We start from the raw sequence: 11,268 nt of genomic DNA on the forward strand, positions 1-11,268 counted from the left end.
CAAGAGCGGCTTCCTGCCAACCGTGTTCCGGTGTCGGCGGGCGGTCGCAGTGCGGCCAAAAGTGGAACTTGTTGCGGAGGCCGGTCGGGCACAGGATCCCCATCACGTCGATTTGGCAGGCACATGACTCCCGTGTGGTCCATGAACCCGCCGAATCGCGTGACCAGGGGCCCGTACACCGGACGGGCCCCGGCTTCCGAATCGGAGGACTCGTGAACGTCAAGACGCTCCTCAAGGGAACCCTCGGCCGAAGAGGCGTGGCCGCGGCCGTCACCGGACTGGCCACCGTCGCCGCGCTCGTCGCGCCGACCGCCGCCGCCGCGGACGCGCCCAAGGCGTCCGCCGCCCAGCTCGCCGCGGTGAACCAGGCCGTCCTGAAGGCTGATGTCGGCGGTACCGCCTGGCACACCGACGCCAAGTCCGGCAAGGTCGTGGTCACCGCCGACAGCACCGTGACCCAGACTGGCATAGCCAAGATCAAGAAGGCGGCGGGCGCGCAGGCCGGCTCCCTGGTCGTCAAGCGCACCGCGGGCAAGTTCAACCGGCTGATCGCGGGCGGCGAGGCCATCACCTCGGCCGGTGTCCGCTGTTCCCTCGGCTTCAATGTCGTCAACGGCGCCCGCCAGCACTTCGCCCTCACCGCGGGCCACTGCACCAAGGGCAGGCCCTCCTGGAACATCGGTACCGCCGTCCCGGGCTGGACCGTCTTCCCGGTCTACGACCACGGCGTCATCCAGCACGCCAACCCCGCCGCCTCCGACGGCCGGGTCTACCTCTACAACGGCACGTACCGTGACATCGTCAACTGGACGAACCCGTCGGTGGGTCAGCGCATCGAGCGCTCCGGCTCCACCACCGGCTACCGCACCGGTGTCGTCACGGCGCTGAACGTCACCGTCAACTACGGCGGCGGACAACTGGTCTACAACACCATCCAGACCAACGCCTGCGCCCAGCCCGGTGACAGCGGCGGCCCGCTGTTCAGCGGCAACACGGCCCACGGTCTGCTCTCCGGCGGCAGCGGCAACTGCAGCGTCGGCGGAACCACGTTCTACGAGCCGGTCAGCCGGCCCCTCGGCCTCTACGGCCTGAACGTCTTCTAAAGCACGGGGGAACCGGCCGGTGGGTCCCACGGCCCTGAACCCGCGGGGCTCACCGGCCCGGGCCGCCCCGGTCTTCCGCCCCGGCCCGGTGCGGTGCCGAGACCGCCCGGACCGGCGGCGACACCCGGCGGGCGGTACGGGAAGGACCTCCCGGTCCCCTTCCCGTACCGCCCGCCACCGCCGTTTTGCCCGGACCGCTTCCGGCGGTCCGCCGACCGGCCGAACAACCCGCGAAGCCCTGCGAAAAAGAGACGGCCTCAGGCCGTACGGGCCCCGATCACCCGGCCCGCAGCAGCGCGAGACCGATCTCCACCAGCCGTTCGCCGAGATCGGGCCGGGCGCCCAGCCGGCCGGTGCGTACCGCGTTGTCCACGACCGTCAGTACGGCGCTGACCACGATCCGGCCCTCCGCCGCGTCGGTACCCGGCCGGGCCTCGGCGAACAGCCGCCCCCACAGCGCCAGATACTCCCGCTGCGCCTGCCGGGCCGCCTTCCGCTCCTTCTCCGGCAGCTGGTCCAGCTCGGCCAGGATCAGCCCGATCAGCCGGGTGTGCGCGAGGGCGAAGTCGACATAGGAACGCAGCAGCCGCTCCAGGGTCTCTCCGGGGGTGCCCGGTTCTGCGAGGGCCGCGGCCGTCCCGGCCCGCCGGTGCTCACCACCGCGGGCCACCCCGGCGACCAGCAGATCGGTCTTGGTCGGGAAGTGCTTGTAGATACTGGGGCCCGACGCGCCCGCCGCCTCACCGATGTCGTCGGTGCTCACGGACTGGAAACCCCGCTCGTCGAAGAGGCGGAGCGCGGCGGCGAGGATCTCCTCCCGGCGCGAGAGCGCGAGGGCCGCGTACGCCCCCGGTTCCCGGGCGGCCGGAGCATCGTCCCGGCCCGGCCCGCCGTCCCCGGTGGTGCCCGGTTCGCAGCGGGCCGCGGCACCGGCCAGCCGGAGCATGACCTCCTCGAAACGGCGGCGCGGCAGCGACGTCCGGTGCCAGGAGAGGGAGCCGAAGACGGAGAGCACCGCCCAGGCGAGCAGGGTCCGGTCGGCGGCGGGCAGCCCCGGCCGTTCGGCGCCGATCAGTTTGCCGATCGACGCGGCGGCGGCGCTCAGCTCGTGCCGCTCCCGCTCCCGCTGCTCCTCCGGCAGATGACGGGCCTCCCGCTGCCACAGCACGGCCGCGCCCCGGCGCTCCAGGCTCTGCGCCGAGGCGGTGGCGAGATAGGTGTCGAGATCGGGGGCGGCGGCGCAGGCCGCCGCGATGGTGTCGACGGTCCGGTCGACGACCTGGGCCAGCAGATCGGGCTTGCCCCGGAAGTGACGGTAGAGAGCGGGGGCCGTGATCCCGACGGCACCGGCGACATCGGCCACCGAGACATTGTGGTAACCCCGGTCGCGGAAGAGTTCGGCGGCGGCGTCGAGGATCCGCTCCTTGCGGTCCGGCGGCCTGCGGACGGGGGTACGGCGCGGTGTCGCGCCCCGTCCGCCGGACCCGCCCCGGGTACCGGCCCCGGCGGGCGCGGTACGGGAGGCCGGGGAGTCGGCGGCGTCAGTCATCCGCACAACGTACCCCAAGGAACGTCCCAGGTGACCCGGGTCTCACCGGGTGTTCCACCGCCGTGGAGGACGCTCCGCCCCACCCCCCGTACGGCCGAGGGGTGATGCCCGGTCCGGCCCATTCCCTGCCCCCTCAAGTGAATCAGGCGTAACGATACGAGTGCGGAGGCCGGGACTCCGTTGGGACTTCCGCGGGGCGTACGGCACCGGACCGGGCGAGGCCCGAGCGGGTGGCCCGGCCCGGATGCGGGGCGAGCCGTACACCTCGCGCCCCGCCGTACCCGGACCGCGATCCGTCTCCGTACCCGGTGATCGTTCGGGCCGACTCGGACCGAGCCCGCGTCCGGGGCCGCCGTGCGCCGCGGTGGCGACGACCCGGAGCCGGAACGCCCGCTCCGGCGTCCCGGCCCGACCGGGCGGCCGGGGCCCGGGGGTTCAGGCGATGTCGATCACCGTCCGCAGCGCCTCGCCCGACCGCATCTGGCCGATCGCGTCGTTGATCCCGCCCAGCGGCACATGGTGGGTGATCATCGACTCCAGATCGATCCGCCCGGCCCGCCACAGCCCGGTGATGGTGGCGTATGTCCGGCGGATGTCGGCGCCGCCGTAGAACGACGGCAGGACCTTCTTCTCGTTCATCACCAGTTCGGCGAGGTTGAGATCGGTGAGATCACCCCGCCCGCCCGCGCCCACCAGACAGACGGTGCCGCCGGGGCGCGTCGCGTCGTAGGCGGCGCGCAGAGTCCCCGCCCGCCCCACCGCCTCGAAGGCGTAGTCGGCCCCGAGGCCCCCGGTCAGCCGCTTGACGGCCTCGCCCAGTTCCTCCGGCGCCACCGCCTCGTCGGCGCCGAAGCCGAGCGCCATCCGGCGCCGGTTGGGTGTGGGGTCCACGGCCAGGATCCGGGCCGCGCCCGCCACCCGCGCCCCCTGGAGGATGCTGACCCCGACCCCGCCGAGCCCGATCACCACCACCGTCGACCCCGGCCGCACCCGGGCCGTGTTCAGGGCGGCCCCGATTCCGGTGGTCACCCCGCAGCCGATCAGGGCGGCGATGTCGTACGGCATGTCCTCGGGGACGGGGATCGCCGCGTACCCCGCTATCACGGTTTCCTCGGCGAACGTCCCGGCGCCCATCATCCCGGGGAGCGTCCGGTAGCCGGTACGGAAGTTGGGCGTGGCGAGGTTGGCGAAGCCGCTGCGGCAGAGATGGGTGTCGCCGGTGGCGCAGACCGCGCAGCTGCCGCACGGCGGCATCCAGCAGACGATCACCCGGTCGCCCGGGGCGACATGGGTGACCCCGGCGCCGACTTCCACGACCTCGCCCGCGCCCTCGTGGCCTGGGACGAACGGCGCGGGATGGGCGAGTACCCCGCTCATGGCGGAGAGGTCGGAGTGGCAGAGTCCGGCCCGGTGCATCCGGACCCGGACCCGGCCGGGACCGAAGGAGACGGGGGTGACCTCGGTGACGTCGAGGGTCTCGTCCCCGGTGGTGTGCAGAACGGCGGCGCGCATGATGGATGACTCCTGACGGAAGGCGGCGGGAGAAGGGAGAAGGCAGGGGAAGGCGGAGAAGGGGAGGAGCGGAAGGGCGAAGGGGAGGCGGGGTGCCGGGGTGTCAGCTCGCGGTGGGCCGCGGCAGATTCACCGTCTGGTACTCGACATAGCCCGCCAGGCCCTCGGGCCCGAACTCGCGGCCGATCCCGGAGTGCTTGAACCCGCCGAAGGGCGCGGCGAGGTCGAGCCGGAAGCCGTTCACGGAAATCGTGCCGGTCCGTACCCGGCGGGCCAGCCGCGCGGCCCGTTCCGGATCGGCGGAGAACACCGCGCCGGAGAGCCCGTAGTCGGAGTCGTTGGCGATTTCGACGGCCTCGTCCTCGGTCTCGTACCGGATCAGACAGACCACCGGGCCGAAGATCTCCTCCCGGGCCACCGGCATGTCGTTGGTGACCTCGCCGAGCAGGGTCGGTGCCATGTACCAGCCGGTGTCGAGCCCGGCCGGGACGCCGCCGCCGGTGAGGACGGTGGCACCCGCCTCCCGGGCGCTCGCCACATAGTCGAGATTGCGGCGCTGCTGCGCCCGGCTGATCAGCGGGCCGACGACCGTCGCGGGATCGGCCGGGTCGCCGACCCGGAGCCCGGCGAAGGCCGCGCCGAGGGCCCCGGCCACCGCCTCGTAGCGCGAGGAGTGCACCAGGACCCGGGTGAGCGCGACACATGCCTGACCGCTGTTGGCCGCGCAGGTCCCGGCGACGATCGCGGGGATCGCGGTGGCGAGATCGGCGTCGTCGAGGAGTACGGCGGCCGACTTGCCGCCGAGTTCGAGGGAGACCCGGGTCAGGTTCGCCGCCGCCGCGGCCATGATCGCCTTGCCCGCGGCGCCGGAACCGGTGAACGCGACCTTGTCGATACCGGGGTGGGCGACCAGGTGCGCCCCGGTCTCCCGGCCGCCGGGCAGTACGGACAGCACGCCCTCGGGCAGCCCGGCCTCCGCGCAGAGCCCGGCCAGCCAGTTGGCGTCGAGCGGGGTCTCGGGGGCGGGCTTGAGGACGACACAGCATCCGGTGAGCAGGGCGGGCGCCAGCTTCGCGGCGATCGTCAGCTGGGGGACGTTCCACGGGGTCACCGCGGCCACCACACCGACCGGCTCGCGGCGCACCAGGACCGGTCCCCCGGTGCCCGTGCGCTCCTCCTCGGGCGCGAAGTCCGCGGCGGCGGCGAGCGCGGCGCCGAACACGCCGACGGCGGAGAGCGCCTGTCCCCGGACCGAGAACAGCATGGGGGAACCGTTCTGCAGGCTGACCAGTTCCGCCAGTTCCTGATGCCGGGCGGCCAGAAGGTCCTTGATCCGGGTGACGACCGCGATCCGCTCGGCGAGCGGCAGCCGGGGCCAGGGCCCGTGGTCGAAGGCGGCCCGCGCGGCGGCGACGGCCCGCTCCACGTCCTCGGTCCCGGCGTGCGGCACCCGGCCGACGACCTTCTCCGTCACGGGCGATACGACGTCGATGACGCCGGACCCGGCGGGATCGGTCCACCGGCCGCCGATGAACAGCTGGTCGTACTCCACACGTGCGGTCATACGGAACTCCTCGTAACGGCGGAACTGTGCGAAGGGGACACGGCGGAACGGGCCCGGCCGGCGGGACCGGGCGGGACGGGACAGGGCGGAGGGATGCGCGCCGGGTGTCCCCGGGCCGGGCGCGCATCCGCCGGCGGCGGGTTACGGCGCGGTCGGCGGCACGGTCTCCCGGGCGGCTCCGCCCTCCGGGCGCAGCCGCTCGCGAAGGGTGCTCTTGAGGACCTTGCCCGTCGGTGTCAGCGGCAGCGCGTCCACCAGATGGGCCTCGCGGACCCGCTGGTACGGGGCGACCCGGGACGCGACATGCGCCATCAGCTCGGTGAGGAACGCGTCGGCGCGCTCCGCCTCGGCCCGGGCACCGGGTTCGAGGACGACGAAGGCGACGGGGATCTCCCCGGCGGCCGGGTCGGGCCGTCCCACGACCGATGCCTGGGCGACGGCCGGATGGGAGCAGAGGACGTCCTCCAGCGGCTGTGGATAGACGTTGTAGCCCTTGTAGATCAGCATGTCCTTCGCTCGGCCGACGAGGAAGAGGAAGCCGTCCCCGTCCAGCCGGCCGATGTCCCCGGTGCGCAGCCAGCCGTCGACGAACTGTTCGGCGGTGAGCTCGGGTTCGTCCTGGTAGCCGTCGGTGACCTGGGGGCCGCGGACCCAGATCTCGCCCGACTCTCCCGTGGGGCGTACCGTCCGGCCGTCCTCGGCCCGGATCTCGATCTCGGTGAGCGCCATCGACCGGCCCACCGAGCCGTCGGGCGGGGTCACCCCCGGCGGCACCATGGAGACGCCCATGGTGGCCTCGCTCAGTCCGTAGCCCTCGTTGACGCTCGCGGTGGGCAGCGCCGCCCGCAGCCGGGCGAGGGCGCGGGAGTCGATGGGCGCGGCACCCGAGGTGACCATCCGCATCGCGGAGAGATCGCGCCGGGCCAGTTCGGGGCTGCGCAGCATCGCGTAGTACATCGCGGGGGAGCCGGCGACATGGGTGACGCGGTGGGTTTCCAGATCGGCCACGAACCGGTCGGCGTCGAACCGTCCGGCGGTGATCACACAGGTGACGCCGAGCAGGGTGTTGACGTTCTGGCCGATCAGGCCGAGGCCGTGGAAGAGCGGCGCGACCGCGATGTTGACGCCCTCGCCGGGTGGGACGCTCTGGTCGGGCGCGCCCGCCAGCCGCTCCAGCCGCAGCCCGCCGTCCTCGTCGAGATACGGCAGGGAGCAGGCCCGCCAGCTGGTGCTCTGCAGAATGTTGGCGACGATATTGCGGTGCAGTACCCGGACCGCCTTGGTACGTCCGGTGGTGCCGCCGGTCAGTTGGAGATGGGCGACGAGCCCGGGGTCCGGGCGGTAGCCGTCGAGCGGGGGCGCGGTCAGCAGTTCGGTCAGCGGGATCCAGGAATCGGGGAGCCGCGCGCCGCGCGGGGCGGGGCTGACGTCCGAACCGGGGACGTGCACCACGGTGCCGGTCGCGGACAGCACCTCGGCGACCGGTTCGGCCGTGACCGCCGCCGGGTGGGTGAAGACCAGCCGTGCCCGGCACTCCGCGAGCTGGGCGCGGAGCGCTTCCGGCGGCTGGGCGGGGTTGAGCGGTGCCACCGTCAGCCCGGCGCACAGGGCCCCGTAGTACGCGACCACGTACCACATCGTGTTGGGCAGGTGGAGCGCCGCGACATCGCCCGGCACCAGCCCCCGGGCGCGCAGCGCGCCCGCCACCCTCAGGGCGGCGTCGCGCAGTTCGCCGTAGGTCATCGCCTGTGCGCCGTCGCGCAGGGCGATCCGGTCGCGGTAGGCGTTCGCGGCACCGGTCAGCACGGCGTCGGCGGCGACCGGGGGGATCTCGGGGGACGGGAGCTGATGCGGGGACCAGACAGGGGTCACGGGGGTCTCCTGATGACTGGCGGCGGCGGGGATCCGGTCGGTCCCGGTGAATTCCGGGACACCTTTGGGAATGTCAACTGGCCGCGGAGGATCGGATATTCGACCGGCGAATACCGGGATTATTAAGGACCAAGCGGCCTCGCTGTGACATTAAAGTTAATTCACGCTAACGCCAATGTCTATGGTTGGAGCGAGATCTTCCGGGTCCGGTCCGGGTCCGGTCCGGGTTCGGTCCCGGTCAGCCCGCCGCCCCGGCCGCGTAGGGGCGCGGCGGGGGCTCGTGCCGGTCTTCGGGGCCGTGGCGATGGCCGCGGCGGCGGCCGGGGCGACCACCGCCGCCGCGTACGCCAGGTCCGCCGCGCCGACGCCCGGGAGATACGGATCGCCGAGACAAGCCCCCGGCGGCAGCCGGGCCGGATCGGCGGGACCCGGACGGTCGAGCGCGTCACGGACCAGCCGGAAGGTCACGGAGTCGTACACCAGGCCGATATGGGTGACCAGGCGGATCCCGCAGACGTCCTGGAGCTCGATGTTCCGCGCGCCCTCGCGGACGGAGCTGCGATGGGGGACCACCACCGTGTCGTTCCGGGTGTGGATCCCGGTGTACGACACCGGCCCCGGCGTCGGGTCCCCGGAGTTCAGGGCGGTCAGGAACGCCGAACCCCGGGACATCTGGTGCAGCGCCGGGGCGCACGACGACGCGCAGACCAGATCCCCGGCCACCGCGCCGTACTCGGGTGTGCCCAGGCTGACCGCGTCGTCCACGAACCCCTGGAGTCCGGGCCAGTACGTCAGCGCCCAGCGGAGCTGGAGTCCGCCCTGGCTGTGGCCGATCGCGTCCACGGGCCGCCCGGTGGCCGCCCGTACGGTGGTCAGGGCGTGTACGACGTACTCGGCGGACTCCTGGATGTCGGTCAGGGACCGGCCGGGGAGGTCGACCGTGCAGACGTCGTAGCCGAGGTCGCGCAGGGCCGGCGCGTAGTTCCACGACCAGTTCAGACCGGCGTCGACGCCGGTGCCGTGGACCAGGAGCACCGGGTCGCGCTCCGAACGGCCGAGGTCGTCCGGGCAGTCGAGGGCCGCGTCCAGCCGGTCGGCGGGCACGGTCAGGGGCGGGCCCGGGGCCGGGGGCGGCGGCTCCGCGCCCGTGGCCGGAGCGGCGGGCGACAGTGTGAACAACGCGGCGCACAGGGCGGCGACGGCACCCCGCCACGCGCGGCGGCGGGGCACTCTTACGGCGGTCGGCATGAGGACTCCTTCGTCCGGATCGGACCGGGTCGCCCCGGCGCCGTCGGTGATGGTGGGGGAGGGACGGGCCGGGCGAGCCGACTGTCACACGGAGGCGGGCCCGCGGAAACCCGCCCGACCGGGCGAAATCACCCCCCGCCCGGGACGTGTGCCCGCGCACACACCCCGCCCCGCGGGACCCGCCCGCCGCACAGGAACGACACCTCTCCGGCACCCGGCGGATCCGGCCCTTCGACCGCTCCGCCGCTGCCGTCGACGACCCCGGCGGGCGATGCGGGGGCGCGACCGGGGCCGGTCCGGCCGTACGACCCGGCTCGCGCCGGGCGACGGCCTCGCGGCACCCGCCGTACGGCCCGGCGGACGCGCGGACCGTCCGGGACCCGCCGTGGCGTACGGCCCCGGTACCGCGTCGGGCCCGACGGGCGGCCGGAAGCGCCGTCCACCCGCGCGGTGCCCGGCGGTACGACCCGGACGGTGCCGCGCCCCGGCCCGTACCGCGAGTCAGAGCCCCGGGGCGGGCGGTGCGACGACTCCCTCCGCGTCGAGGGCCAGCGCCAGGTCGACCATGTCCCGGGGGTCGGCCGGGCTGCGGCCGGTGAGCCGTTCGAGGCGGCGGAGGCGGTTGAGCACCGTATTGCGGTGGCAGTACAGCGCCTCACCGGCCCGCCGGGTCGACCCGCCGTGGTCCAGCCAGGCGGCGAGCGTCGTCAGCAACTCGGCCCGCTCCGCCCGCTCCAGCCGCCGCAGCGGGCCGAACACCTGCTCGGCGACGTCCGCCGCCAGGTCGGGCCGGGCCACGGTGAACACCCGGGACAGCCGGTCGCCGAGACCGTGCAGCAGACCGTCCGACGGACTCGCGGCGAGCGCGAGCGCGGCCAGCTCCCGCGCCCTGCCCAGCCGCTCCAGGCCCTCCACCACGGCACTGACACCCCCTCGGGCGCCCGGCCCCACCGGGAGCAGTCCCTCAGTGCGCCTCGGCCAGCAGGGCCGTGTCCCGGTCGACCCGGCGCCGTACCCGTACTGTCGAAGCTGTGTTTGGGTGATGGTCAGGTAGGTCGCTTCTGGTCCTCGATGTACTGGTGGACGGTGCTGAGCGGTGCGCCGCCGCAGGATCCTGCGAAGTAGGAGCGGGACCAGAAGGCGGAGCCGAGTCCGGTGTGGTTGATGCGGTCGGTGTATTCGGCGCGCAGGTATCGGGAGCTGACGCCTTTCAGGCTGTTGATCAGCTTCGACAGGGCCACCTTGGGCGGATAGTGCACGAGCAGGTGCACGTGGTCGCGCCCACCGTTGAACTCCTTCAGTTCCGCCTCGAAGCTGCCGCATACCTCCCGCATGATCTCCTCGCACCGCTTCAGCATGTCGTCGTCGAGGACGTCTTTGCGGTACCTGGTGACGAACACCAAGTGTGCGTGCAGATTGCAGTCAACGTGGCGACCGGTGCGGATGTCGGGGTTTGATTCCCAGCGGGGCGACATACACCAAGGCTAGTATGATCGCCGGAGCCAGACCCGGGAGGGGGTGGGCCGGGGTGATCCGTGCGTACAAGTTCCTCATGCGGCCCACCGTGGGCCAGGCCGCCGCGCTGACAGCGATGCTGGCCGATCACTGCTCGCTCTACAACGGAGCGTTACAGGAACGCCGCGACGCCTACCGGCACGCCTCGAAGACGAGCATCAAATACGGGCAGCAGTCCGCCCAGCTCAAGGACATCCGAGCCTTCGACCCGGAGCGTCAGGGGCGTTGGTCGTTCTCCTCGCAGCAGGCCACGCTGCGCCGTCTGGACAAGGCGTTCGCCGCGTTCTTCCGCCGGGTCAAGTCCGGTGATACGCCCGGCTATCCCCGGTTCCGGGGCGTGAACTGGTTCGACACGGTGGACTTCCCCAAGGACGGCGACGGCTGCCGCTGGGACTCCACCCCGCACGACCCGGTCACCCGTGTCCGTTTCCAGGGTGTCGGACATATCAAGGTCAATCAGCACCGGCCAGTAGTCGGCAAGGTCAAGACCGTCAGTGTCAAACGTGAGGGCAAGGGCTGGTACGTCGTGCTGACCGCCGAGCAGGCCCGGCCCGAGCCGCTTCCCAAGACCGGTTCCGTGGTCGGTATCGACCTGGGCATCGCCTCGTTCCTCACCACGTCCGACGGCGAGCACGTCGCCAACCCACGCCACGGCCGCCGTGCTGCCGCGAAGCTCGAAGCAGCACAGCAGGCCCTCAGCCGGTGCGAGCGCGGGTCGAAGCGCCGCCGTAAAGCTGTCGTCAAGGTCTCCGCCCTGCACCGCAAGGTCCGCCGCCAGCGGCTCGACCACGCGCACAAGGCCGCGCTCGGCCTAGGAGCTGTTTGGGGTTCGGATCATGTGGCTGACGTGATGTGCTTCAGCCACATGATCGATCCTCGGAGGTGCAGGCCTGCCTCGTAGCTTT

At 72.9% G+C, this 11,268-nt stretch carries 8 protein-coding genes and 1 pseudogene; 2 read left to right on the plus strand and 7 right to left on the minus strand.

Annotation, left to right across the window (positions count from 1 at the left end; genetic code table 11):
• Window positions 1–212 precede the first annotated feature (212 nt).
• Window positions 213–1,103 carry a S1 family peptidase gene (locus tag AB0G74_RS23395; RefSeq protein ID WP_361149400.1) on the plus strand — a complete coding sequence of 297 codons (891 nt, stop codon included), beginning with the start codon at window positions 213–215 and terminating at the stop codon, window positions 1,101–1,103.
• 277 nt (window positions 1,104–1,380) lie between these two features.
• Here the strand turns inward: AB0G74_RS23395 and AB0G74_RS23400 are convergent, their stop codons facing one another.
• The 7 genes from AB0G74_RS23400 to tnpA form a co-directional block, all read right to left on the minus strand.
• Window positions 1,381–2,652, minus strand: coding sequence for a TetR/AcrR family transcriptional regulator (locus tag AB0G74_RS23400; protein ID WP_361149402.1), 1,272 nt, complete (start codon window positions 2,650–2,652; stop codon window positions 1,381–1,383).
• A 435-nt stretch (window positions 2,653–3,087) separates the two neighbouring features.
• Complete coding sequence (locus AB0G74_RS23405; RefSeq protein WP_361149404.1) at window positions 3,088–4,164, minus strand: zinc-binding dehydrogenase; 1,077 nt, start codon at window positions 4,162–4,164, stop codon at window positions 3,088–3,090.
• A 103-nt stretch (window positions 4,165–4,267) separates the two neighbouring features.
• Entirely contained in the window at window positions 4,268–5,728 is a 1,461-nt protein-coding gene (locus AB0G74_RS23410) for an aldehyde dehydrogenase (protein ID WP_361149406.1), read from the minus strand.
• Between the two features lie 141 nt (window positions 5,729–5,869).
• Complete coding sequence (locus tag AB0G74_RS23415) at window positions 5,870–7,600, minus strand: class I adenylate-forming enzyme family protein (RefSeq protein ID WP_361149409.1); 1,731 nt, start codon at window positions 7,598–7,600, stop codon at window positions 5,870–5,872.
• A 156-nt stretch (window positions 7,601–7,756) separates the two neighbouring features.
• The gene (locus tag AB0G74_RS23420) at window positions 7,757–8,848 is read right to left on the minus strand and encodes an alpha/beta fold hydrolase (RefSeq protein ID WP_361149412.1); all 1,092 of its coding nucleotides are present in this window, start codon (window positions 8,846–8,848) and stop codon (window positions 7,757–7,759) included.
• Window positions 8,849–9,349: 501 nt separating this feature from the next.
• Window positions 9,350–9,766, minus strand: a complete 417-nt coding sequence (locus AB0G74_RS23425; RefSeq protein WP_361149415.1) for a helix-turn-helix domain-containing protein — start codon at window positions 9,764–9,766, stop codon at window positions 9,350–9,352.
• A gap of 128 nt (window positions 9,767–9,894) precedes the next feature.
• Window positions 9,895–10,323 carry an IS200/IS605 family transposase gene (gene tnpA / locus AB0G74_RS23430; RefSeq protein WP_361149418.1) on the minus strand — a complete coding sequence of 143 codons (429 nt, stop codon included), beginning with the start codon at window positions 10,321–10,323 and terminating at the stop codon, window positions 9,895–9,897.
• A 53-nt stretch (window positions 10,324–10,376) separates the two neighbouring features.
• Between tnpA and AB0G74_RS23435 the strand changes: the two are divergent.
• Window positions 10,377–11,177, plus strand: a pseudogene (locus AB0G74_RS23435) (transposase); the annotation flags it as partial.
• Between the last annotated feature and the right edge of the window lie 91 nt (window positions 11,178–11,268).

It is taken from the genome of Streptomyces sp. NPDC020875, assembly GCF_040641415.1.
Classification (GTDB): Bacteria; Actinomycetota; Actinomycetes; order Streptomycetales; family Streptomycetaceae; genus Streptomyces.